Genomic DNA, 25,937 nt, shown 5'->3' with positions numbered 1-25,937 from the left:
GTTAAGTGGCGGATAGTTCAACTGTATGAGTACGAATGTAATAAAGGGGATAGGAGGAAATATTTATGAAAGTAGTTGAATTAGCAGAGCACCAATATAAAGAAGCCATTACCTTATCTGAATATGCTTTTCAATATAAAGTACCGGAAGATCAGATTGAACAGCGCCTTACATTAATGAAAAAACACCATCAACTGTTTGGGGTTTTGGAAAGTGATCACCTTGCAGCAAAACTGCATCTTCTTCCGTTAGAAATAAATATTGGTGATGAAATTTTTAAAATGGGTGGAATTGCAGGGGTGGCGACATACCCAGAGTATAGACGGAGTGGACATGTAAAAGAATTATTGAAGTATGCGCTGCAAAAAATGAAACAAGACGGATTTAGCGTATCTATGTTACATCCATTTGCAGTTTCATTTTACAGAAAGTATGGATGGGAACTATTTGCAAACCGTTTCATATGTTCAATGACGAAGAGTGATTTAGTGATGCAAAAGCATGTAAAAGGGAATATAAGACGCTTTAATAAAGATAATCATCCAAATGAAATTGAGGCAATATATGAAACGTTTGCGAAACGGTTTGCAGGTATGTTAGTTCGCAGCCGTGAATGGTGGAGGCAGGCAGTTTATCATGATTTGACGGCGGCAGTCTATTACAATGAAGAAAATGAAGCTACTGGTTATATGTTGTACAAAATAAATGATTCAAAAATGACAGTAGAAGAATTTGTACCGCTAAACAATGAAGCTAGAAATGGACTTTGGAATTTTATTTGTCAGCATGATTCGATGATAAAAGACCTTAAGATGATACTAAGTGAAACAGAGCCATTACTTTATACTTTACAAGAGCCTCGAGTTAAGGCTGAAATCACTCCTTATTTTATGACTCGAATTGTAGACGTGGAGCAGTTTTTAAATCAATATTCATTTGTTTGGAGTAATCAACAAAATGAAGTTATTTTACATATTTCAGACTCATTTGCACCATGGAATAATGTGACGGTTCAATTACAGAATAAAGAAATAGTAATGATTCATAACGAAGAAAAAGAAACGCAGAACAGTCGAGGAATCCATTTAAATATAAATGATTTATCAGCAATGTTATTTGGATATAAGCGTCCATTAGAACTATACGAAATTGGTACTCTTTCAGGAACTGAGAAAGAAGTAGAAGAGCTTGAACATTTGATTCCATTACATAGACCGTTTCTTTATGATTTCTTTTAAGTGTTTTTTTATTTTTGACTTAAAATAGAAAATTTCGATTGCTGAAATAGAAAGATGATTAGATATACCTTTAGATGGCTAAATATGTTATAGTAAGTGAAGTATGTATATAAAAGTATCAAAATTGGAGGAACCACATGATTACAGTTAGTAACGTAGGATTACGCTTTGCGGACAGAAAATTATTTGAAGATGTTAACATAAAATTCACACCAGGTAACTGCTATGGTTTAATCGGAGCAAACGGTGCTGGTAAATCAACATTTCTAAAGATTTTATCTGGAGAAATTGACCCATCAACAGGCGATGTGCATATTACGCCAGGTGAGCGTTTAGCAGTATTAAAACAGAACCATTTCGAATACGAAGAGTTTCCTGTATTAGAAACAGTAATTATGGGTCACACACGTCTTTACAAAGTAATGCAAGAAAAAAATGCGATTTACATGAAAGAAGATTTCAGTGATGAAGATGGTATGCGCGCGGCAGAACTTGAAGGTGAATTTGCTGAGTTAAACGGTTGGGAAGCTGAATCTGAAGCTGCAATCCTTTTAAAAGGATTAGGCATTGGAGAAGATCTTCATGATAAAAAGATGTCTGAGTTAACAGGGGCAGAAAAAGTAAAAGTATTACTTGCTCAAGCACTATTTGGTCAACCTGACATTCTATTACTAGATGAGCCTACCAACCATTTAGACTTAAAAGCGATTCAATGGTTAGAAAACTTCTTAATGAACTTTGAAAATACAGTTATCGTTGTATCCCATGACCGTCACTTCTTAAATAAAGTATGTACGCACATGGCGGATCTTGATTTCGGTAAAATTCAATTATATGTTGGTAACTATGACTTCTGGTATGAGTCAAGCCAATTAGCATTAAAACTAACACAGGATGCAAATAAGAAAAAAGAAGAGAAAGTAAAAGAGTTACAAAACTTCATCGCACGCTTTAGTTCAAACGCATCTAAAGCGAAGCAAGCGACTTCTCGTAAAAAATTATTAGATAAAATTACATTAGATGATATTAAACCATCATCACGTCGTTATCCATTCGTTGGTTTCACACCAGAGCGTGAAGTAGGAAATGACTTATTAACTGTTGAAGGTCTTTCAAAAACGATTGATGGAGAAAAGGTATTAGATAATGTATACTTCACATTAAATAAAGGTGATAAAGTTGCATTTATCGGACGTAATGATATTGCAATGACAACATTATTTAAAATTCTTATGGGCGAAATGGAGCCAGATAGCGGTTCATTTAAGTGGGGCGTTACAACATCTCAAGCTTACTTCCCAAGAGATAACTCTAAGTACTTCGAGAACAGTGAATATAACTTAGTTGAATGGTTACGTCAGTTCTCCCCACAAGATGAAACAGAAAGCTTCTTACGTGGTTTCTTAGGTCGTATGCTATTCTCTGGTGAAGAAGTAAAGAAAAATGTTTCTGTACTTTCTGGTGGAGAAAAAGTTCGTTGTATGCTTTCTAAAATGATGTTAAGTGGCGCAAACGTATTAACACTTGATGATCCAACGAACCATTTAGACCTTGAGTCTATCACAGCATTAAACAACGGTTTAATCGCATTTAAAGGAACATTACTATTTACATCTCACGACCATCAGTTCGTACAAACAATTGCAAACCGTATTATCGAAGTAACGCCAAACGGTGTAATCGATAAAGAAGCAACATACGATGAGTTCTTAGAAAATGAAGAACTTCAAAAACAAGTGGATGCAATGTACCAAGGTAAATAATAGATCCAAATAAACCCTTTACTTTAAAAGAGTAAAGGGTTTATTTTTGTTGGCATTTTAGATGTTGTTACTAATTTCTTCACATGAATAAATTAGTAACAATAAATCCAATTGGTAATTTTGGAAATAAGAATGTTTGCGAAGTAGATTATAAAGGTTTATAGTAATTGTATCTTGTTACACGGGTGGTCATTAGATTTTAACGATGAAAAAATGTTACAAATGTATTTCATTAAATATATATCTAGGTCAACATATTTCATAAGAAATAGTTGAATAAATAAAAGTTTAAACTTATAATTACTAATATTCTTCACATGGTTAAATAATTGAGAAGACTATTTGGAGAAGACACATAAAAAGAGAGATAGACTTATAAAAAATAAGCCTTGGATGATTAAAAGAGGTGGAGAGATGAAACAATTATTGTTAAAGAGCAGACGTGTTTTAAGTAATCACTTCGGTTTTTTCGTATTTGCGGTTGTGTTGTTCTGGTTGAAAACATATGCAGCATATGTGACAGAATTTAACTTAGGAATATCAAATACAATCCAAAAGTTTTTACTATTTTTCAACCCGCTAAGCTCAGCAGTTCTATTTTTAGGACTGGCATTATTTGCAAAAGGAAGAAAATCATATGTATGGTTAATTATCATTAACTTACTCATGACAAGTCTTTTATATGCGAACGTTGTATATTATCGCTTTTTCAGTGATTTTATTACGTTTCCGACGTTAACACAGACGAATAACTTCGGAGAATTAGGCGGAAGTATTCTTGCATTATTACAACCGTATGACCCATTGTATTTCTTAGATACAATTATTTTACTTGTATTAGTAGTAACGAAATTTGCAAACCCAAAACCTATTCGTGTTGCAAAGCATAAACTTTCGCTTGTATTTATCTCAGCAATTTTAATTTTTAGTGTTAATTTAGGATTAGCAGAAAAGGATCGTCCTGAATTATTAACAAGAACATTTGACAGAAACTATATTGTAAAATATTTAGGAGCATACAACTATACGATTTATGATGGGATTCAAAGTATGAAAGCATCAACGGAACGAGCATTAGCTGATGGAGATAGTATGACAGGTGTGCGAAACTTTATCGCATCTAACTATGCAAGCCCAAATCCAGATTATTTCGGTAAGGGAAAAGGTATGAATGTTATTTACATTCATTTAGAATCGTTCCAAAACTTCTTAATTGATTACAATTTGAATGGTCAAGAGGTAACACCATTTTTAAATTCATTTACGAAAGATGCGAATACCTTGTACTTTGATAATTTTTTCCACCAAACAGGACAAGGTAAAACGTCTGATGCGGAGTTCATGTTAGAGAATTCAATGTTTGGATTACCACAAGGGTCTGTATTTACAACAAAATCTCATAATACGTATCAATCCGCACCAGCTATTTTAGGACAACAAGGATACACATCTGCAGTGTTTCATGGTAACTATAAAACATTCTGGAACCGTGATGATATTTACAAATCATTTGGTTTCAATAAATTCTTTGACGCAACCTATTACGATATGAATGAGAAAGATGTTGTAAACTATGGTTTGAAAGATAAGCCATTCTTTAATGAATCTATTCCGTTGTTACAAACGTTAAAACAACCGTTCTATACGAAATTTATTACACTATCAAATCATTTCCCTTATCCAATAAATAAGGAAGAAGCGACAATTGAACCAGCTAAAACAGGCGATTCATCTGTAGATACGTATTTCCAAACAGCACGTTATTTAGATGAAGCTGTAAAAAGCTTTATGGATTATTTGAAGCAATCTGGTTTATATGATAATTCCATTATTGTTATGTATGGAGATCATTACGGTATTTCAGATAACCATAATGCAGCAATGTCAAAAATAATGGGTAAAGAAATCAATTCATTTGAAAATGCACAATTGCAACGTGTACCATTAATTATTCGTGTTCCAGGTATGCAGGGCGGAGTTCAGCATCAATACGGTGGAGAAATCGATGTCCTTCCAACGTTGTTACATTTACTAGGTACGGATACAAAAAATTATATCCAATTTGGTACGGATTTATTATCGCCAGAGCATAAGCAAGTTGTGGCATTCCGTAATGGTAATTATGTAAGTCCGACGGTTACTGCACTGAACGGAAAGTATTATGATACAACTACTGGAAAATCTGTAGAAGTAACAGATGAAATCAAACAAAATGAACAAATGGTTCAGCAGAAACTTAAGTTTTCTGACCAAGTTGTAAATGGGGATTTACTCCGATTCTACACACCGGAAGGATTTACGCCAGTAGATCGTTCGAAGTATAACTATAATCATCGTGATAAAAATAAAACGAAGGTAAAAACAACGCAAGAAGGTACAACTGAATAACTTCATATAATGAAATCCTATTCGTATGGAACAATACCATATGAGTAGGATTTTTTGTTGTATGAAGAAAAATGATAACATATTTTTTATAATTTCACATACCATACTGTTACTATATGATTATGATATAAAAAGGTACAATCGTTGCACGATATAAAAACGATAATTTGGACTTAATTTTGTAAGAAAGAAGAGATACTATAGTAGTAGAAAGTGATTTTAAAAATCTAATTTTGCAAAGTTAGTATCTATACTTGCAAGACAAATCAAAACAAGTATAGAAAGGATGTACATCATATATGATATTAGATCACCGCAGTACCGCTATTTTACAGCAAATTATTCAAGCGGATGGCTATACTTCTGTAGAGCAACTTATGGAAGTATTACAAATCTCTAAAAGAACAGTTTATTACGATATGAAGAAAGTAGATGATTGGTTACAGACAGAGCACTTAGCACCAATCAAATATGTTCGCTCATTCGGATATTGTTTAGATGATGAAACAAAACAAACGGTCATTCAAAAGCTACACGGATTTACAATGGCTCAATACGATTATTCTCCACAAGAACGAAAAGCTTGGTTAGCTTTGTATGTATTAACGAAAGAAAAAAGAATCTTATTAGAAGATTTAATTGATCTTGTACAGGTAAGTCGTAATACGACACTTACTGATTTGAAAAAAATGAAAGCAGACTTGTTGAAGTTTAAGCTCTCTTTACACTTTAATCGTAAGCAGGGATATTATATCGAAGGTACTGAACAAGGAAAACGAAATCTACTCACCTTTTATCTTTCACAGTTAATTGCAAAGCATGGATGGGAATATTTAATATCTCATGTAAGACGGATTGTAAATCGTGAAGAAAGTGAAAAGAACAAGAAAGAGCAAGAAGAACTGTTTGTAATAAAAAGTATTTTATCAAATTGCGAAGAGTTTTTAGGTGTTCAATATACAGATGAGGTGCTTGAAAATTTAAGCGTTTACATGTACTTGTTTCACAATCGTATTGTTAAAGGACAATGCGTTGAAATGGAAGAAGCTGAAAAAGATGTTCTTCGTGAAACAAAACATTTTGAAGCAGCGAAATATATTGGAAAGCAGTTTGAAAAATTGTTACATGTGAAGTTTCCAAAAGATGAGATTTATTATATTACGACTCATTTATTAGGTGCAAAAGTAAATGCTCAGCAAAAAGAGTATGAAAAGAATGATGTGAAAGGTATCCATTTTATCGTAGATCGTATGATAAAGGATTTTCAGCACTATGCTTGTGTTATATTTCAAGATTTTACGGGACTTGCTTCAGATTTATATCTGCATATGAAACCAACGTTTTATCGTGTGAAATATGGAATTGAAATCGAAAATCCATTACTGCATATGATTCAAAAAAGTTATGAAGAAGTATATATCCTTACGAAAAAAGTGGTGCATCATTTTGAAGAACATGTTGGAAAACAACTTTCAGAAGATGAAATTGCGTATATCACTATGCATTTTGGTGCTTGGATGAGGAAAGAGGGAATCGTTCCCAATCCTAGGAAAACAGCTCTACTTGTTTGTCCAAATGGGATTGGTACATCGCGTATGTTGCAATATCAATTAGAGCAATTATTTTCGAGTATTGATATTTTGCAAGCGATCTCAAAGCGAGAATATGAGTCACATACATTTGACGTAGATTGTATTATTACTACAACTGAATTAGAGAAGGGGACAATACCTATTTTTATGGTGAATCCTATTTTAACAGATTCTGAAAAAGCATCGCTACTCAGAAAAGTAAATGCAGCATTATTTAGCAAGGATCAAAATGATTCAGTTGATATTATGATGCAGGTTATTCAAAAATATGCGAATGTGATAGACGAATATTCATTAAAGAAAGAATTGAGAGAGTTTATAAGTGGTCCAGCGCATTTGTGCAAGGAGGAGAAATACAAACCTATGTTAAACGAACTATTGACGAGAGAATATATTCAGCTTCAGGATCGTGTTGATTCTTGGGAGGAAGCAATTCAAGTGGCAGCTAAACCGTTGTTACAAACGGAGTATATTTCAGAAGAATACATTCAAGAAATGATTGCGAATGTAAACAAGTTAGGACCTTACATCGTGATTGCACCTAAAATTGCAATTCCTCATGCTCGCCCTGAAGCGGGAGTGAAAAAGTTAGGTATGAGTTTATTACAGTTGAAAGAAAGTATTTCATTTTCAGAAAAGCAAGAGCACGCTGCAAATTTAATCATTGTTCTGGCAGCGATTGATAATGAAACACATTTAAAAGCATTGGCACAATTAAGCGATATGCTATCTCAACCTGAAAATGTAGAAACATTAATTCATTCAAATTCAAAAGAACAAATGCTAGAAATGATAGCTAAATATTCTAATTAAGGGGGAAGTAAAATGAAAAAAGTATTAGTTGTTTGTGGAAATGGATTAGGAAGTAGCTTTATTGTGGAGATGAATGTGAAGAAGATTTTAGGGGAGCTTGGTTTACAAGCTGAAGTTTCTCATACAGATTTAGCATCAAGTAAATCAGAACAAGCAGATTTATATTTAGGAGCAAAGGATATCATTTGTAATCTTGAAGATGGTGTTCGTACAGTGGCAGGGTTAACAAACATTTTAGATCAAAATGAAATTAAAGAGGCATTGCAAAAACATCTGATGTAAGAAAGTGTTAAACATCTGAGGGAGGAGCAGTGTTATGTTTGACTTAATCATGAAAGATATTTTAGGACAACCAGCAATACTTGTTGGATTATTTGCGATGTGTGGTTTACTCTTACAAAAGAAAAGTTTTGCTGATACAGTGTCCGGGACATTAAAAACAATTATGGGCTTCGTTGTACTAGGAGGCGGAGCCACAATATTAATTGGAGCGCTAGATGTTTTTGGAAAAATGTTTGATAAAGCGTTCCATATAAAAGGAATTATTCCAAATAATGAAGCTGTCGTTGCGATTGCTCAGCAAACACTAGGAAAAGAAACAGCGTTTATTATGGTATTTGGGATGATTGTGAATTTACTTATCGCTCGATTTACAAAATTTAAATATGTATTTTTAACTGGACATCATACGCTTTTTATGGCATGTTTAATTTCCGCTGTATTTTCTACAGCAGGACTAAAAGGTTTTTCACTTGTAATGATGGGATCTATCCTTTTAGGACTACTCATGGTAATTTTTCCAGCACTATTACAGCCATATGTAAGAAAAATCACAGGTATGGATGATATTGCAATTGGACATTTTGGATCTGTTGGGTATTTGGCAGCAGGTTTTGTCGGTAGTAAATTTGGAAATAAAGAAAAATCTACAGAGCAAATTCAAGTGCCGAAGTTTCTAGGATTTCTACGTGATACATCGGTTTCTATGTCACTCACAATGGCAATTCTATTCTTTATTGTCGCACCATTCGCGGGAAAACAATTTATTGAAACAGAACTTAGTAACGGACAAAACTACCTTGTCTATTCTTTCATGCAGGCGATTACGTTTGCGGCAGGTGTGTACATTATTTTAGCGGGTGTTCGTATGTTGATTGCGGAAATTGTACCTGCATTTAAAGGGATTGCAGATAAGCTTGTACCAAATGCGAAACCAGCGTTAGATTGTCCAACAATCTTCCCGTTTGCGCCAAACGCAGTTATTATCGGATTCTTAACAAGTTTCGTTGCTGGATTATTGTCTATGTTTATTCTTCCAATAGTTGGTCTAAGTGTCATTGTACCAGGTCTTATTCCTCATTTCTTTACAGGCGCAACAGCGGGTGTGTTTGGAAATGCAACTGGGGGAAGAAGAGGAGCTATTTTAGGAGCCTTTGTAAATGGATTACTTATATCGTTCTTACCAGCATTGTTATTACCGGTATTAGGCGGATTAGGTTTTGAAAATACAACATTTGGTGATTCTGATTTCGCAGTAGTTGGTATTTTGATAAGTGAAATTGCAAAATTATTATCAGCAATTTTCTAAAAGAAATGAAAAAAGACTTGATTTTCTAAAGAAGAAAATCAAGCCTTTTTTCGTTAAATGCGTTTATCATGCCAGAAGTTTAATGGGAAATGTTCATCTTCATGATAACTTTCAAATTCATAACCTTTTTCTTTTAGACCTTTAATAATAGCAGGTACAGCTTTCACAGATTGTGGATGAATATCGTGCATTAAAATGACCTCTGTTGGGTTTGTTGCACCAGCGAGAACATTTTGTACAATTTGTGCAGCAGCAGCGTCTACTGGCATTTTATTGTATCTCCAGTCTAAGGAATCAATTGTCCAGTCCCAAACTTTTAGACTGTTTTCGACAACTTTATTACGAAGCGCTTCATTTAATCCAGGCATAGATCCGTAAGATGGACGAGTTAATACAGGTGATTTTCCGATAACGCCAGCGATTAAGCCTTGGTCTTCTTTCATTTCATCCACATAACGACCTTCTGTATAAAGTTTTTTATAGTTATGTGTCATACTGTGCATACCAACATAATGTCCTTCAGCATCTTCACGCTTTACAAGATCAGGAAATGCTTTAACATTTGCTCCAATAAGGAAAAATGTAGCTTTCGCATCTTCTTTTTTCAACATGTCTAACAGCTCAGCAGTGTATTTGCCAGGACCATCGTCAAATGTTAAGTAAGCAACTTTTCTCACTTGTCCGTTATATTGCTTTGGAGCTTCTTTTGGAGTTAGAGCAGTTTGAATTTCACTTACAAGTTGAACGGATTTTGTTTCATCTTCCGTACTTGCTAAAGCAATATGAGTTGATCCATAAACCGCTTCATATAAAAATAATACCCCGACGCAAATCAACAATGCTCTTTTTACTAAGGTCGTCATTCGAATTCCATTGTGCATAATTTTCCTTCTCTCTATAATTGTTCTACTCTACTATATTAGCAATTTTAGGTAGGTAAATGCAAAAAAAGATTGGTATAAATACAAAAAAATTGTAAAAGAGTATGTAAGATTTTGTTGTTTAGTATTTTTTCCACTATTCTAGAGGTAGTAAGATCCTCACATCAAAATTCAGCAGAAGTAAAGAAGCTAGAGGATGAAGAAAAAAACGTCATTGTTTCAATTTACCTTTTATAATGAAGGATTTTGATCGTAATATAGCGAATGAAAGGTGATGAGTTTATTCATTATTAAACAAGTCGTGGATTTCACCAATCTGAATGAGTTATTTTAGATGGACAATTTATCAAAATTAATTACGCTATTAAACTATACAGCAGCTAGGGACCTGTTACATAGGAACCTTAAGAATGATTGTGAGGAAATATACGTAATAAAACAAGAGTGCCTATATTCTTACATAAGGTTTCTAAAGTGAAAAAGGTTTCATCCTGGTGAGTATAGAGTTAGTTTCTATATTTATATTGCGTATGACGTAAATAAAGGGGAGTGGTATTGAATGTTAAATGTTTTATAGCAACAATATGGCTTTATTAGCTCTACCAGGGAAACTTTATTTATCTTTTTAGAAGGAATCCCACTGCAAAAGTTGCACAGCACCGTTCCGAATTTTGGAAGTGATAGCATTATAAAGACTCGTATTCATGTAGCTGATTGCTATCGATATTGGCTTGAATCATTTGCATTTAACCAAAAGCGAGCAGATTTTTCATTTGCTACTGCTGATGAAAATGGTAAAGGATTAATTTTACAGCATCTTAAACAGTAAAATACGAAAAAATCACCATTTTTGCAGGTGTTGATTTTTTATATCTCAAAATATCAACACTTTACATGGACAAAGCCAAAATGAAAAAGGTGTGATAAAAATGAAAAAACTAGCTTGTTTACATGCTCATCATTCAAATATTGCGTATATAGAGAGGGCATTTGAATTATTTGAGATAGAATTGATCCACTTTGTAGATCCCATATTATCTAAGAGGATGGAAAGTGATAAAGGGTTTGGAAGAAAGCAAGCCCAAAACAAGTTGAAGGATCAGCTGAAGTGGATAGCAGAAAGTAATATAGATGCAGTTCTAATTACATGTACAAATTATATCACGCTAGTACAGGAGGAAGAGTTTTTAATTGCAAAACCTATATTAAAAATTGATGAATCATTCTTTGAAATGATATGTAAGGTTGAAGGGCCGCAAACGATATTATTCACAAATCCTAGTACTGTCACTGGGACAGTGAAGCGCTTGAATCAATATGCACAGCAAAAACAGAAATCTATAGATATTAAAGTAATGATTATTGAAGATACTTTTGAATTAATTATACAAGGACGTAAAGAAGAATATGATGATAAAGTGAGTAAGTATATATATCAGCTCATGAAAGATGAAAATCAGATTATTTCGGTTGCACAATTATCAATGGTAGATGCTGCTGAAAAGTGTGAACAGAGAACAAGGAAGAGAATAATCAATCCATTAGACATTTTGGCCGAGTACAGTCTGAACCGAATAACATTAAGGGGAAAGTGAGAAATACGAGATGAAATAAATCAAAATTCCTTCTTTAGTTAAGTAAGATATTTAGGGGCATCTTTTCATAAAAATATCTTACTACAGTAAAAGTTTGATTGGCCATGAAAACAACCAGTAGAGCATGAAGAAATCACTTTATATAAAGTGATTTTGTTTTTAGGTATGATTAATTTCACATACCGTACCGGAAGAAAAAAACTAGGAAAATAAGAAATAGTGTCGAATATATCGTAAGTACATATTTTAGGCAAGGAAAAATAAAAAAGAAAATGAAAGAAGGAAAACCGCATGAAAGCAATCGACGCTGCACAAAAAATTATCAAATTACAATTTTTAAATTGCGATGTTGCATTATTAGGAGGAAGTGTTGCAAGGGGGGAAGCAACAAAAACATCTGATCTTGATATTATCATCATTGATAGTAAGCTACCCAATTGTTATCGCGAATCTTTTATTAGTAACGGTTGGCCAGTGGAAGTGTTTGTACATAATTTTGAAACATATAAAAAATATTTTAAAAGTGATTGTGAGAGAGGGAAGCCGACGCTACCTCAACTTGTCTCTGAAGGAATTGTGTTAAGGGGAGAAAAAGAAATTGTAACAAGCTTAAAACAAGAAGCTAGGCAATTAATAGATCAAGGTCCTGAAAAATGGACAGAAGAGCTTATGAGACAGAAACGGTACTTTCTAACAGATGCATTAGACGATTTTATTGGGACAACAAAGAGGGAAGAGGAATTGTTTATCGCGAATCTTCTCGCTGATTTAGTTCATGAATATGTTCTTAGAGTAAACGGACAATGGGTGGGGAATTCTAAATGGTTTATTCGCGTTTTAAGAAAATATGATGAAGTATTTGCGGAAGAGTTTGTAGAGGCTTTTGATCATTTTTATAGAACTGGTGAGAAGGTGAAACTGATTGATTTTATAGAAGGAACGCTAGAAAAATATGGAGGCAGGTTGTTTGAGGGGTTTTCTGTAGGGAAATAAAGGGGAGATAGAAAAATGAATGTACCAGTTATTGTATTAAGAGAACTTACATTAGATGATATAGAAGATCGATATCAATGGTCATTAGATAAAGAAGTGACAAAACATTTAGTTGTACCCGATCAATATCCACCTTTTACACGTGATGAGACAAGAAGATGGATTAAGATGTGTATGAATCGTGAAAATGAGTATGAACAAAGAGCTATTGTTTCTGAAGATGGTGTGCATATCGGCTGGGTTGATCTGAAAAACTTTGATAAAACGAATAAAAATGCTGAATTAGGAATTGCAATTGGGAATAAAGAATATTGGGGACGCAAATATGGGATTGCAGCGTTATACAGCATGTTACAAATTGGATTTTATGAGTTTGGTTTAGAGAAAGTGTGGCTACGCGTTGATGTCGATAACGTAAAAGCAATTAAAAGTTATGAAAAAGCTGGATTCGTTTGTGAAGGAATTATGAGAAATGATAGATTGCGAGAAGGTGTATTTATTAATCGTTATCGCTTTAGTATGTTGAAAGAAGAATATGAAATTATTAATAACATGTAATATATAATATTATTATGTAAACAATTGTGGGTTAAATTTAGAAACTTAATGATGAGAGGATGTATATAAATGCTTCGAATTTTATCAGAATTAGATGCAGTACAATATTGGGCCTTACGTTTACAAGCATTGCAAGTAAATCCAGATGCATTTGTAACAACGTATGAAGAAGCGATGCAAAAAGAAAATCCCGTGGAGGAAGTTGCTCAAAATTTAAATTCAAAAACGAGTTACACATTCGGTGCTTTTAATGAAGAAAATAGATTGCTAGGTGTAGTCACGTTGCTTACGGAGCAAAAAGCAGCTTATCAACATAAAGGACATCTTGTTGCGATGTATGTGGATCATCAAAGTAGAGGGAAAGGTTTAGCAAAAGGTTTAATTCGAGCGTTAATTGAAAAAGCAAAAGAACTAGAAATAGAGAAAATTAATTTAGGGGTTGTTTCAGATAATGAAGTAGCGAAAAAACTGTATCAATCAATGGGGTTTGCAACGTATGGGATAGAAAGTAAGGCTCTAAAAATGAATGGAATATATCGTGATGATGAATTAATGGTTTTATTTATTTAAAAGTTATAGAAAAGGAGTAGCGGATGTTTAAAAGCAAGAAGCGGATTGCATTGTTTATTGCGTTCATTGTTTTTATGGCTAGCACACTATATCAAGCTGTTTCTGTAAATAACGATATGAAAGTACCTGGTAAGGTAATTGAAGTTAACAATCATGATATGCACATTTTTACAACAGGGAAACGTGAAGATAAACCAACGATCGTGATGACAGCAGGAAGCGGTACGACAACACCGTATGCGGATTTTTATCCGCTTTATCATCAATTGGAGAAAGAAAATAGAATAGTTGTATATGAACGGCCTGGTTATGGATATAGTGAACAAACAGAGAAAAGTAGAGATATTGATACAATTGTAAATGAATTGCGTTCATTATTAATGAGATCAGGCGAGAAACCTCCTTTTATATTAGTAGGACATTCGATGGGGGTGTTAGAAAGCATTCGGTATGCACAGTTATATCCAAATGAAATTGTAGGGTTAGTCTTTATTGATGGAATTAGTCCAGAGTATGCAAAGAATTTTAAAATGGATATAGGTATGAATGTTAGTTGGTATACTATGAATATAGGTAAAAATATCGGAATATTGCGCACGTTATCGTTGTTTGGACTGATGGATCATATGTTTATAGATATCCCTAATTTACCGAGAGAATTACAGGAACTCAAAGTTTCAATGGCTCTTAAAAATACAAATAACCGAAATATGAAAGAAGAATTAGATTCAATGAGTAAAAACGGAAAAAAGATAATAGAAAATGGAAATTTAGGAACCATGCCGGTATTGCAATTTTCTTCCACAAATAATGGCTATGAAAATTGGGAGAAGACGCAGAATGAACTGTCAAACATCCCTTCACGAACGGAAAAAGTTATACTTCCAAGTACAAATCACTATATTCATCATGAACAGGCCAATGAAATCAATGAGAAGATAAAGAGTTGGATGGGAGAAATACAATGAAAGATTTATATTTAGAAAGGGATATGAATCCGCACGTTGCAATATTATATGCTACTGTAAGTGACACATTCAAAAGATTAAGAGACTTAGTAGAAGGCGTGGGAAAAGGAGAACTATATTATAAAGGTCCTGCTAATGATGAGAATAGTATTGGACAATTGTTGCAACATTTAGCTGTTGTAGATTTACATTGGGTATTTCGCCTGAAAGGTGTGCAAGTTCCAATATCATTACAAGAAAAATATGGCCCTATGCTTAATGAAAAAGGAGAATTACCTAATATCCAAAAAGGTTCTTTGCAAGAACTCATGCAATCTTATCAAGATGTTCAAAATATGTTTTATGATGAATGTATGAAACTAACGGAAGCGGATTTAACCCGCGAAGTCTATTATGAAAAAGGTCAAACGGCTACAATTAGGTGGGGAATTTGGCATATAGCTGACCATAACCGCTATCATCAAGCTCATATAAGCCGATTACGTAAATTGTATCCCCAAGAAATAAGCGTATAAAAACACTATTTGTAGTATGAAATTTTAGAAATTTATTTTAAATCAAATGTATTCTGTTATATAGTAGAAGAAAACTGTATAAGGAGTTTTAGGATGAAAGCAATTGCAGCGGGGGTATTGGCATCGTTTTTCTTTGCCTTTACGTTTATTTTAAACCGTGCGATGGACTTACAAGGGGGAAGCTGGATTTGGAGTGCATCACTGCGGTATTACTTTATGGTTCCGCTACTTGTCATAATTGTCATGTATAGAGGAAACTTAAAGCAACTCTTTCAATATATGAAAGGTAACCCGAGAGAGTGGTTGTTATGGAGTATTGTTGGTTTTGGTCTGTTTTACGCACCGCTTAGCTTCGCGGGTGCATTTGGACCAGGGTGGCTTGTTGCTTCCACATGGCAAATTACAATTATAGCAGGAATTTTATTAACGCCATTATTCGCAACAAATTCACTGCATAAAAAAGTTCCAATGAAAGAATTGATGATGTCTGCGGTTATATTACTTGGTGTTCTTCTAATGCAAGTAGAGCACGCTTCTTCATTAGGGATTCGTGAAACCGTTTTATGTGTGGTTCCAGTAATTGTTGCAGCATTTGCTTATCCACTTGGAAACCGAAAAATGATGCAGGTGTGTAGAGGAGAGTTAGATGTCTTTCAACGAGTTCTCGGAATGACATTAGCAAGTTTACCGTTCTGGTTTTTATTGTCTGGATATGAGGTTGCAACAAGCGGATTACCATCAAGTGACCAAGTTTTCCAATGCTTTATCGTAGCGATTAGTTCTGGTTTAATTGCGACTGTATTATTTTTCTTTGCAACAGATCTTGTAAAAGATGATCCGCAGAAATTGGCAACAGTAGAAGCGACACAATCTGGTGAAGTTTTATTTGCGTTACTAGGAGAGCTAATCTGGCTATCTGCTCCATTTCCATCATCATTATCATGGGTTGGAATGAGCCTTGTTGTTGTAGGAATGATTCTGCATAGTTATGTTGCAGTGGTTGTGAAAAAAGAAGAAAAGATAACAGCGTGAATGAATATTAGCTCTTTAAAAATAAAGAGCTAATATTTTTTATGTGGAGGAAATTACATGGCATTAAAAGAATTCATTCATTTTCTAAATAGATTAGAAGACAATCATATATTCTATAAACTAAGTAAAGTGAGAAGGGAAAGTGTTATGGTCGAAGTGGCTGCAGTAGGTCAACGATGGGAGATTAAATTTATGGAGAATGGCACAGTTGGGATTGAAAAGTTTATTGTTGATGGGGATTTTTATGATGGGAAAGAGATTGATTTCCTGTTTGCAGATTGTAGTGATTAAGTAAAGAGATTAGCAAGATTTCAAGATAGATAAGAATAGGACTGACCTTTCATGTTGCAGGTGTTATGAAGACGAGTGAAAAGATAACAGTATAAAAAGGGTGAAAAGGAATTGATTTATAATTGTGGAATCGGTTCCTTTTTTGTTGCGTTTTCATAGTATATAATATGAATTTATATAAACTAAAATTATAATATATCAGTAAATGAATCAGATTTTTAAGTTTACTGAGATGTCTTTGGGTTTGGGAAGGAATGAAGACTTTAAAATAAATGAAATAGTCTAAAGGGAGAGAAATATGGAAAAAGATATGAATACAACACATAAAAATAAAGATAACATCGTTACGTTATATGTTACGAGACATGGAAAAACAATATTAAACACGAATAAACGTGTACAAGGCTGGGCAGATTCTCCATTAGTGGAGAAGGGAATTGAAGTAGTGAAAGGTTTAGGAAATGGATTACAAGATATACCTTTTGTTGATGCTTATAGTAGTGATAGTGGCCGTGCAATTGAAACTGCTAACTTAGTATTAAAGTATAGTGGACAGTCAAAGTTAAAACTTGAACAACGGAAAGGTTTACGTGAATTGAGTTTTGGGATTTTTGAAGGTGATAAGGTTGAAAATATGTTGCAGGCTATTCAAAATACTGCCGGTGTTAAAGACACAACTGAATCAATAGAGTTTTCTATTAAAGAATTTACGAATTTTATTGCAAAAGCAGATGCTACGAAACAAGCTGAAAATTGGGAAGTATTTTCAACTCGTATAAAAAAAGAAATCGATACAATTAGTGAAGACACGGCCAAAAATGGAGGAGGTAACGTTTTAGTCGTATGTCATGGAATGATGATCACTGCATTAGTAGAAATGCTTGATAGTAGTAAAACAAAAATGGGGGTAAAAAATGCAAGTGTAACTAAAATTCTCTATAAAGATGGAGAATATACAGTAGAGTCTGTTGGTGATATGAGTTATGCTGAAAAAGGAAGCGAAATTGCAGAATTATAAAAAGTACTATAGATTGTTAGAATGCGAAAAAGGCAGATTTCTTACAGAGGTAAGGATGCCTTTTTCTTTAATTTTACCGAATTTAGAGTTGAATGTTTTACTGTTCATGACTAGCGGAATAATTTTGTATTGTAAAGGAGGAAGAATATGGTGATTATTGTGCGAAATCTAAGTGAGGATAAAATGGTTCCGCTATTAAAGTATGCAGTGGGGCCCCGGGAAAAAAGTTTACAAAAAGCTATAAAGTTCTATGAAGAAAATAGAAATACCGCACTATATCATTATAAAGCGATAGCTTGTATTGGCATGGAATTTTATGCTGAAAGACAAGCGAGAATATGCCATATAGCAGTTTTGCCAAATAGTCGTTATAAAGGAATTGCTTTCGAAATGATAAAGAAAGTGATTCATATGCATGGATTAATTTATGTAGAAGCAGAAACAGATGATGAAGCGGTAGGATTTTATAAAAAATGTGGCTTTACCGTTACAAGTTTGGGAGAGAAATATCCGGGGATAGAAAGGTTTCATTGTGCTTTATTCATTCATAATGAAAACAGCTGATTCCTATCGCCCACTACATTCAATAACAATCTCATTATACATGCTTGTTTATAACGCATTTTGTATATACTAACAAAATGGTTGGGTTTATAGGTAATGGTATAAAGGAGCATATAAAAATGAATGAGAAGTATTATAAAGGTTTGGTTATGAGACCGATTAAAGAAAGTGAAGTGGAACAGTTTTCAAATTTGATGAAATACGTGTTCCAAGTTTCTAAAAAAATGATTAATGATGAAGAGAAAATGGTGCAAAAGAAAAGTCATCAGTTAAAGCCAGGGACCGCTTTAGGCTGGTTTGATCATGATAAATTAATTTCTCAAATTGTCGTTCTTCCTTTTCAAGTCAATATTCATGGTGTGATTTATGAAATGGGGGGAGTTACTGGAGTTGGGACATATCCAGAGTATGCCGGGCATGGATTAATGAATTCATTAATGAAAGAAAGCTTAAAAACGATGAGAGAGAATGGACAATATATTTCGTATTTGTTCCCTTATTCGATTCCTTATTACCGGAAAAAAGGCTGGGAAATTATTTCTGATATCATTGAATACCAAATTAAAGATACACAGCTTCCGAAGTACCGTGGCAACATTAGTGGGCGAGTAAGGAGAGTTGGATTAAAAAGTAAAGAAAAAGAAAAGATTTATGATGATTTTGCGAGAAAAACAAATGGGGCGATGGTTCGAAATACACTCGCATGGGAAGAAAGATTTCGCGAGGAAACAATTGATTTGCAATTAGCGATTTTTTACACAGATGAAGATATTCCCCATGGGTACTTATTTTATCGAGTCCTTGAGGAAAAATTTTATATAGAAGAAATGATTTATTTAAATGAAGAGGCGAGAAGAGGGTTATGGAATTTCATTAGTGCTCATTTTTCGATGGTGTATTATGTGAAAGGAAAGACATGCGTTCATGAACCAGTCGCTTTCTTACTTGAAGATAGCGAAATCAAACAGACAATTGCGCCTTACTATATGGGAAGAATTGTGGACGTCATTGGTTTTCTGAAACAATACCCATTTAAACGGGTGAAAAGTGAAAAACTAATTTTGCATCTAGATGATCCTATGTTGGAGTGGAATAAAGGGACTTATTCTCTAGAGTGGAATTCTGACAAACAATTACATATAACGTATGAGAAAGAAATGAATGATATGAAGGGAATGTCATTAACGATTCAAACATTAGCAACTATGTTGCTAAGCTATAAAAGCCCTGCATTTTTGTATGATATCGGAAGAATAAAAGGACCTTACGAAATGGTAGAAGTACTAGAGGATGCTATTCCGGATTCACCACCCTGTTTCTTTGATTACTTTTAAAACACAGAAATCTCTCCAAAGTAATGTATGATTTACTTTGGAGAGATTTTTTTATTCTTGCACTTATTGTTGTTTATATTCTCTTAAATAGAGTTAGCCATGGGTTTAATCAGATTGAAAATTAAGAAAAATATGATAAAATATTAGGTGTGAGTTCAAAATTTAAGTTTATAAGAGTTGCGATAAAGTAGACGGGGGATAATCATGAAGATAAATGATATAGTGGCAGGAACTCAATTACCAAATACAATTGAAACGATATCAAATGACTTGCTTACATTAGGACTAAAAAAAGGAATGACAGTGATTGTCCATTCTTCTCTTAGTTCAATTGGATGGATATCTGGAGGAGCAGTCTCTGTAGTTGAAGCTTTAATGAATGTAGTTACTGAAGACGGTACGATTATCATGCCAACGCAAACATCGGATTTATCAGATCCGAAAAATTGGGTAAGACCACCTGTTCCAGAAAGCTGGTGGCAAATTATTCGAGACAATGTTCCAGCGTTTCATCCAGATATAACTCCAACACTAGCGATGGGAAAAGTTGTAGAATGTTTCCGTACATATCCGAATGTAAAACGTAGTAATCATCCTTTAAATAGTTTCGCAGCATGGGGGAAACATGCAGAGGCTATTATAGCTGAGCATTCACTTTCAATTAGTTTGGGAGAGCATTCACCATTAAAGAAAATATATGATTTAGATGGATATGTATTGTTGATAGGTGTAGGCTATGATTCGAACACATCCGTGCATTTATCTGAAATACGTACGGGAGCACGTGAACTAGTAAAAGTTGGAGCGCCAATTATAGAAAATGGTACAAGGGTATGGAAAGAGTTCGATGAAATGGACTATGATTCTGACTTGTTTGTTGAGATTGGAAGAGAGTTTGAGCAAATAAACGCTGTAACAATTGGTAAAGTTGGAAATGCAACGTGTAGATTAATGAAACAACGAGAAATTGTTGACTTTGGTGTACAATGGTTTCGTTCGAAAAATAAGTAAGGGATGGTTATGATGAAAGGGAAAAAGATTTTAATTACAAGTGGTGGCTGTTTAGAGAAATGGGACCAAGTACGCGGTCATACAAATTTAGCAAAAGGTACAATTGGAAGAATGTTGGCTGAAGAAGCGATGTCAAAAGGAGCGCATGTTATATACTTACATGGTTATTTTGCTGAAAAGCCGAATGCTATAAATAACCAATTAGAATTACATCCATTTGAAGGGATTATTGATTTACAAGATAAAATGAAAAGTATTATTACACATGAGAAAATCGATGTAGTTATTATGGCAGCTGCTGGATCAGATTGGATCGTTGATAAAATTTGTGATAAAGATGGAAATGTACTTGATATGAATGGAAAGATTTCAAGTAATATAGCACCAATTATTCATTTTCAAAAAGCGCCTAAAATATTAAAACAAATTAAACAATGGGATCCTGAAACGATTTTAGTTGGATTCAAACTTGAAAGCGATGTCAATGAGGTAGAGCTAATTCAACGTGCAAGTGAAAGAATGGGGCAGGCGAAAGCAAATCTTATGATAGCAAATTCTCCGCATTCATTATATTCACATGCAGCCATCCATCATGTGATTGGAGAGGATGGAAATGTTGGTCTATGTGAAGGGAAAGACGAAACAGCGAAAGAGATTGTAAATAGGTTAGAACAGTTATGCAATCGTGTAGAAGAGGGGAGTTTGAGTCGTTTATAAAAGGGAGAGGTGTTCATGTTTTTTTAAGATATTAAAGCCGTTGTATTAGATTTAGATGGCACATTATTAAATCATGAAAAGAAGGTATCAGAGAGAAATAGAAAAGCAATTATGGATTGCTATAGAAAAGGAATACCTATCATTTTTGCGACAGCAAGAGCCCCTCGTTCTGTAAAGCAGTTTCTTCCGAAAGAATTACAAAGCATCGGAATGATCGTGTATTACAATGGAGCTCTATTACGTGATCCAATAGCAAAAGTAAACTATCATTATCCAATTGATGCAATTCACACAGCAGAAATTATCAATTTTGTTACGCAAACACAACCTGCTTCTTTCATCGCTATTGAGGTAGAAGATATATGTTACATAAATCAAAATATAAAAACGAATTTTATAACAGCAACGAAGCCGATTGTGATTACAAATGAAGAAATGAGGCAACGTTCTGTATCTAAAATACTGTTACACTCGTTTTCTCACTATGAGAAATTAAAAGAACAATTTCAGCATAAAGTAAATGTAATTTGTACTGATCAAAATCAGCTCATCCAAATTATGGGGCGTAATGTTTCAAAAGAGAATGCAGTTCTAAATTGGTGCCAAAAGCATGAGATAAGTGCAAAACAAGTAATGGTATTTGGTGATGATTGGAATGATATCGGTTTGTTCAAAGAATGTGGTTATCCAATTGCAATGGAAAATGCAATTTCAGAGTTGAAAGAATTAGCATATTATATAACGGATAGCAATGAAGATGATGGTGTAGCATCTATTCTGGAACAAATAAGGAGCGATGCAGGTGAAACAGTTACTCGAGCAAGCGATTCAACTCCGGGATGAAAAGAAGTATGAAGAATCAAGAGACATATTAGTCAGTTTAGCGAACTTAACTCAAAATCCCGAAGTCTTCTATCAATGCGCATGGACACATGATGCGATGGGACTTGAAACAGAAGCTGCTTCATACTATGAACAGGCAATTGCTAACGGACTTACAGGGGAATCACTATGCGGAGCATATATTGGACTTGGAAGTACATACCGCTGCATTGGTGAATACGATAAAGCGATGGTTACGTTAGAAGCTGGACTCAAACAGTTTCCAAACAGTGATGCGATGAAAGTATTTCTTTCATTAGCGAAATATAACGTAAAAGCTTATGAAGAAGCAATGAAATTATTGCTTGAAACTGTTGTAAAACTAGAAAGTGTAAAAGAATACGAAGGAGCTATCTCGTTTTATAAAGAGCATCTTCATAAGATTTTTAAATGAAAAGGAGGGAGTGCATGAGTAGTTCAATTTCACGTAAACGAAGGAATATTTCGATTGGTTTTATAGCTTTAATTGTAATATCAAATTATCTAGCATACACACTTCCTATTGTACCGGCTGTACCGAAAGAAATGGTGCTAGGATCTTTGTTAGATTTTCTTATTGTCATTCCCGTAATTACGTATTTTTTTATTATACGTAAACGCTATTCGTTAACTTATATATTTCCAGTTGTAATAGTGGGCTATATTGCCGCAAGATTCGTTATTCCAAGCGATTATTTACAGTCGTTTTCGTTTGTTTCTTATATTATAGTTGCAGGAGAAATTGCTTTTGTATGTTTTGAGTTATTTATATTATATAAGATTGCAAGAAAACTACCTAAGATTATGAAAAGGTATAAAGAACATAAATTAGAATTTCTAAATTTTTCATATGCAATTGACAAAGCAATTGATGCTACATTGAAAAGAACCGTAGCGGTAAATGTTATTGTGTCAGAATGGAAATTACTATATTATGCGCTATTTTCTTGGCATACAAAGTCTCTAGAAAATAAAAATACTTTTTCATATCATAAAAAAACAGGAGCAATTGCATTTTATATCATGTTAATTCATGCAACATTAATTGAAAGTATTGGATTTCATTATTTACTTCATCAATGGAATCCGGTCTTAGCTTGGATTTTACTCATTTTAAATATATATGGAATATTATATTTTTTAGCTGAGATACAAGCAATCCGTAAAAATCCATATATTATGACAGAACAAGAAATTATAATCCAAGTTGGATTAGGTAAAAAAATTGTTGTACCATTTGTTCAAATAGAAGAAATTTCATTTTATAAAGGTGATGTATTAACGAAAGAAGAAGAAAAAGTAGTATTTGAAGCAACTATAATGGAATTTATGAAAGAACCAGCTACTTTTGAAATAAAATTAAAAGAACCGTTAACAGCGCAGTTATTATATGGGTTTACTAAAAAGGTAAATCGTGTACATGTAAATGTGGATGATGAGAGAGAATTTTATGAAGCGATTGATGGAAAAATAGAACAAGATAGATGATATAAACATAGGTAGAAAGTAGCGTCGAGTGTTCGATGTTGAGGAAGAATGTATACAAAAGAAGCTGCTAATCTCTTAAAATTAGCAGCTTCTTTTGTACTGAAATTAGGAGGGAATAGAGGTTTAAAATAGTTTATTGAGAAATTTTTACATAATTCATAGTTGACTTATCGGAAATGTTTATATATTATGTAGTTAATTCAATAAGTCTTTATAGCTGATTGGAAAAACCAAAGGCATTTCATAATTTGATGAAATGTCCTTTGGTTTTTTTATTGGTTACATAATTAAAGAATCAATTAATCTATATTAATTGTTTTAAGGAGGGATGTTTAAAGAGGATTAAGAGAAATTACATCTGAAAAGGAGGTAGAAAGAGTGACAGTTTCAATTCAACAGGTAACGAAGTCTTTTTTGAAGACTTCCGGACGCGTTCAAGTTTTAGAGGATATAAATTTACTTTTGGAAAGAGGGGATTTTGTAACAGTAATTGGCCCGAGTGGTTGTGGTAAAAGCACTTTATTAAAAATAATAGCTGGCTTAGACAACGATTATGACGGTGAGATTTTAATTGATGGGGAACATGTTGTTAAACCAAGTATGAAACAAGGATTTATTTTCCAAGAGCATCGTCTTTTCCCATGGTTAACAGTGGAAGAAAATATCGCTGCTAACTTGTCATTAAAACAACAAGAAGTTCAAAAACATGTAAAAGAATGGATTGAAATTGTTCGTTTGGAAGGGTTCGAGAAATCATATCCGAAAGAAATATCTGGTGGAATGTCGCAAAGGGTTGCGATTGCAAGAGCTTTATTACGGGGTCCTAACGTATTATTGCTAGATGAACCATTTGGTGCATTAGATGCATTTACGAGAACTCATTTGCAAGACGTTTTACTTGATATTTGGGAAAAAAAGAAAACAACAATGATTTTAGTGACACATGACATAGATGAAGCAATTTATCTTTCAAATCGTGTTGTGATTATGAGTGCAAGACCAGGGAAGATAAATAAAATTATTCCGAATGATTTACCGTATCCACGAAGTAAAACTTCCTCTTTGTTTCAACAATTTAGAAGTAAAGTACTGCAAGAATTTGAGTATGGAGAGCTTGTAAACAAAAGCGTATAAAGAGGAGGACTTGAGGTGAAGAAAAGAACTGGATTCATTTATTTTATTGTAGCAATTTTACTTTTTCTGATGGGATGTCAGAGCAATGCAGCAAGCGGAAAGAATAAGAAAAAAGATATAACAATTCAAATAGGTATACAGCAAGGACTAAGTCCGTTGTTGTTAGCACAGAAAAAGGGTTGGTTTGAAGAGGAATTTAAGAAAATTGGTGTAAAAGTGAAGTGGACTGAGTTTCAAAGTGGTCCTCCATATTTTGAGGCTATTGCATCGGATCGTTTAGATTTCGGAGAAGTAGGGAATTCACCAGTTATTTCGGCTCAAGCTGCTAATATTGGTTTTACAGAAATAGCGAATACAAGTTACGCGAGAAAAGGAACAGGGATTCTTGTGCAGAAGGACAGTAAAATCAGTAGTATCAAAGAATTAAAGGGGAAAAAAATTGCAGTAGCAAAGGGAAGTAGCGCATTTAATTTATTATATCGGGCATTGGAGCAAGAAGGATTAGATGCAAAAGATGTAGATGTGATTCAATTACAACCTGATGAAGCACAGCCAGCATTTGAATCAGGCTCTGTAGATGCGTGGGCAATTTGGGATCCATTCATATCATTACATACGTTAAAAAAAGGGGCGAAAGTTATCGCAGATGGTGAAACATTAAATATTTCATCACCCGAATTTGTAATTACTAGAACAAAATTCGCTGAAGAGAATCCAGAATTAGTCGTACGATTTCTTAAAGTATACGAAAAAGCGCGTGTTTGGCAGGAGAATAACTTAGAAGAGGCAATAAATATTTATGCTTCTGCAAAGAAAATTGATGCTGAAATTGTTAAAGAAGTATTTAATCATGACAAACCTATCTTAGTTCCAATTACAAAAGACATAGTAGAAGAACAACAACGTACAGCGGATTTTCAATATAAGCTTCATTCTATTAAAAAGAAAATTAAGCCAGCTCAGGTTGTTGATAATTCGTACGTTGAGAAAGCCTTAAAAGAGAAATAACAGGGAGGTGTTGTAAA

Annotated in this window: 25 protein-coding genes and 1 pseudogene; 25 read left to right on the top strand and 1 reads right to left on the bottom strand. The window is 33.8% G+C overall.

The genetic code is table 11. The features are described from left to right. Window positions 1–65 precede the first annotated feature (65 nt). From AC1M36_RS01145 to AC1M36_RS01120, 6 genes are all read left to right on the top strand, one after another. On the top strand, window positions 66–1,238 hold the full coding sequence (locus tag AC1M36_RS01145) for a GNAT family N-acetyltransferase (protein ID WP_336451309.1): 1,173 nt from the start codon (window positions 66–68) through the stop codon (window positions 1,236–1,238). A 137-nt stretch (window positions 1,239–1,375) separates the two neighbouring features. Further along, window positions 1,376–3,001, top strand: a complete 1,626-nt coding sequence (locus AC1M36_RS01140; protein ID WP_017151930.1) for an ABC-F family ATP-binding cassette domain-containing protein — start codon at window positions 1,376–1,378, stop codon at window positions 2,999–3,001. A gap of 414 nt (window positions 3,002–3,415) precedes the next feature. After that, entirely contained in the window at window positions 3,416–5,389 is a 1,974-nt protein-coding gene (gene ltaS / locus AC1M36_RS01135) for a lipoteichoic acid synthase (protein ID WP_336451308.1), read from the top strand. A 299-nt stretch (window positions 5,390–5,688) separates the two neighbouring features. Beyond that, entirely contained in the window at window positions 5,689–7,794 is a 2,106-nt protein-coding gene (locus AC1M36_RS01130) for a BglG family transcription antiterminator (RefSeq protein WP_336451307.1), read from the top strand. 12 nt (window positions 7,795–7,806) lie between these two features. Continuing rightward, entirely contained in the window at window positions 7,807–8,076 is a 270-nt protein-coding gene (locus AC1M36_RS01125) for a PTS sugar transporter subunit IIB (RefSeq protein ID WP_000757314.1), read from the top strand. A gap of 34 nt (window positions 8,077–8,110) precedes the next feature. Further along, entirely contained in the window at window positions 8,111–9,382 is a 1,272-nt protein-coding gene (locus tag AC1M36_RS01120; RefSeq protein ID WP_479845511.1) for a PTS ascorbate transporter subunit IIC, read from the top strand. Window positions 9,383–9,435: 53 nt separating this feature from the next. Here AC1M36_RS01120 and AC1M36_RS01115 read toward each other — a convergent pair whose 3' ends face one another. Then, window positions 9,436–10,263 (bottom strand): peptidoglycan-N-acetylglucosamine deacetylase, encoded by an 828-nt coding sequence (locus AC1M36_RS01115; RefSeq protein WP_479845510.1) that lies wholly within the window; start codon window positions 10,261–10,263, stop codon window positions 9,436–9,438. A gap of 592 nt (window positions 10,264–10,855) precedes the next feature. Here AC1M36_RS01115 and AC1M36_RS01110 point away from each other — a divergent pair. From AC1M36_RS01110 to AC1M36_RS01020, 19 genes and pseudogenes are all read left to right on the top strand, one after another. After that, window positions 10,856–11,053 (top strand): annotated as a pseudogene (locus tag AC1M36_RS01110) (DinB family protein); the annotation flags it as partial. 139 nt (window positions 11,054–11,192) lie between these two features. Continuing rightward, the gene (locus tag AC1M36_RS01105) at window positions 11,193–11,858 is read left to right on the top strand and encodes a hypothetical protein (RefSeq protein ID WP_336451304.1); all 666 of its coding nucleotides are present in this window, start codon (window positions 11,193–11,195) and stop codon (window positions 11,856–11,858) included. Between the two features lie 291 nt (window positions 11,859–12,149). Continuing rightward, window positions 12,150–12,851 (top strand): nucleotidyltransferase domain-containing protein, encoded by a 702-nt coding sequence (locus AC1M36_RS01100; RefSeq protein WP_336451303.1) that lies wholly within the window; start codon window positions 12,150–12,152, stop codon window positions 12,849–12,851. Window positions 12,852–12,866: 15 nt separating this feature from the next. Further along, complete coding sequence (locus AC1M36_RS01095) at window positions 12,867–13,409, top strand: GNAT family N-acetyltransferase (RefSeq protein ID WP_479845509.1); 543 nt, start codon at window positions 12,867–12,869, stop codon at window positions 13,407–13,409. A 69-nt stretch (window positions 13,410–13,478) separates the two neighbouring features. After that, window positions 13,479–13,979 (top strand): GNAT family N-acetyltransferase, encoded by a 501-nt coding sequence (locus tag AC1M36_RS01090; protein WP_336451301.1) that lies wholly within the window; start codon window positions 13,479–13,481, stop codon window positions 13,977–13,979. 23 nt (window positions 13,980–14,002) lie between these two features. Further along, on the top strand, window positions 14,003–14,947 hold the full coding sequence (locus tag AC1M36_RS01085) for an alpha/beta fold hydrolase (RefSeq protein WP_336451300.1): 945 nt from the start codon (window positions 14,003–14,005) through the stop codon (window positions 14,945–14,947). Further along, on the top strand, window positions 14,944–15,462 hold the full coding sequence (locus AC1M36_RS01080) for a DinB family protein (RefSeq protein WP_336451299.1): 519 nt from the start codon (window positions 14,944–14,946) through the stop codon (window positions 15,460–15,462). Before AC1M36_RS01085 ends, AC1M36_RS01080 begins: the two co-directional genes overlap by 4 nt. Before the next feature lie 93 nt (window positions 15,463–15,555). Continuing rightward, window positions 15,556–16,494 carry a DMT family transporter gene (locus tag AC1M36_RS01075; RefSeq protein ID WP_336451298.1) on the top strand — a complete coding sequence of 313 codons (939 nt, stop codon included), beginning with the start codon at window positions 15,556–15,558 and terminating at the stop codon, window positions 16,492–16,494. A gap of 57 nt (window positions 16,495–16,551) precedes the next feature. After that, window positions 16,552–16,785, top strand: a complete 234-nt coding sequence (locus AC1M36_RS01070; RefSeq protein WP_336451297.1) for a hypothetical protein — start codon at window positions 16,552–16,554, stop codon at window positions 16,783–16,785. Window positions 16,786–17,083: 298 nt separating this feature from the next. Further along, window positions 17,084–17,803: a histidine phosphatase family protein gene (locus AC1M36_RS01065; RefSeq protein WP_336451296.1), complete on the top strand. Its 720-nt coding sequence runs from the start codon at window positions 17,084–17,086 to the stop codon at window positions 17,801–17,803. Window positions 17,804–17,950: 147 nt separating this feature from the next. Beyond that, entirely contained in the window at window positions 17,951–18,367 is a 417-nt protein-coding gene (locus tag AC1M36_RS01060) for a GNAT family N-acetyltransferase (protein WP_336451295.1), read from the top strand. A 119-nt stretch (window positions 18,368–18,486) separates the two neighbouring features. Next, entirely contained in the window at window positions 18,487–19,701 is a 1,215-nt protein-coding gene (locus AC1M36_RS01055) for a GNAT family N-acetyltransferase (protein ID WP_336451294.1), read from the top strand. 204 nt (window positions 19,702–19,905) lie between these two features. Then, window positions 19,906–20,712 (top strand): AAC(3) family N-acetyltransferase, encoded by an 807-nt coding sequence (locus AC1M36_RS01050; RefSeq protein WP_479845508.1) that lies wholly within the window; start codon window positions 19,906–19,908, stop codon window positions 20,710–20,712. Window positions 20,713–20,715: 3 nt separating this feature from the next. Continuing rightward, window positions 20,716–21,429: a phosphopantothenoylcysteine decarboxylase domain-containing protein gene (locus tag AC1M36_RS01045; protein ID WP_336451292.1), complete on the top strand. Its 714-nt coding sequence runs from the start codon at window positions 20,716–20,718 to the stop codon at window positions 21,427–21,429. 30 nt (window positions 21,430–21,459) lie between these two features. After that, on the top strand, window positions 21,460–22,272 hold the full coding sequence (locus AC1M36_RS01040) for an HAD family hydrolase (protein ID WP_336451409.1): 813 nt from the start codon (window positions 21,460–21,462) through the stop codon (window positions 22,270–22,272). After that, the gene (locus AC1M36_RS01035; protein WP_479845507.1) at window positions 22,232–22,705 is read left to right on the top strand and encodes a tetratricopeptide repeat protein; all 474 of its coding nucleotides are present in this window, start codon (window positions 22,232–22,234) and stop codon (window positions 22,703–22,705) included. Before AC1M36_RS01040 ends, AC1M36_RS01035 begins: the two co-directional genes overlap by 41 nt. A gap of 14 nt (window positions 22,706–22,719) precedes the next feature. Beyond that, window positions 22,720–23,778, top strand: coding sequence for a hypothetical protein (locus AC1M36_RS01030; RefSeq protein WP_336451290.1), 1,059 nt, complete (start codon window positions 22,720–22,722; stop codon window positions 23,776–23,778). A 378-nt stretch (window positions 23,779–24,156) separates the two neighbouring features. After that, a complete protein-coding gene (locus AC1M36_RS01025; protein ID WP_336451289.1) occupies window positions 24,157–24,912 on the top strand; it encodes an ABC transporter ATP-binding protein in 756 nt (251 codons plus the stop codon). Window positions 24,913–24,981: 69 nt separating this feature from the next. Beyond that, window positions 24,982–25,920 carry an aliphatic sulfonate ABC transporter substrate-binding protein gene (locus tag AC1M36_RS01020; RefSeq protein WP_479845598.1) on the top strand — a complete coding sequence of 313 codons (939 nt, stop codon included), beginning with the start codon at window positions 24,982–24,984 and terminating at the stop codon, window positions 25,918–25,920. Window positions 25,921–25,937 lie beyond the last annotated feature (17 nt).

This window comes from Bacillus sp. Medicinal_06 (genome assembly GCF_056711665.1).
Note: the sequence above shows the minus strand (reverse complement) of the source record. Positions and strands in the feature narration are given on the sequence as shown.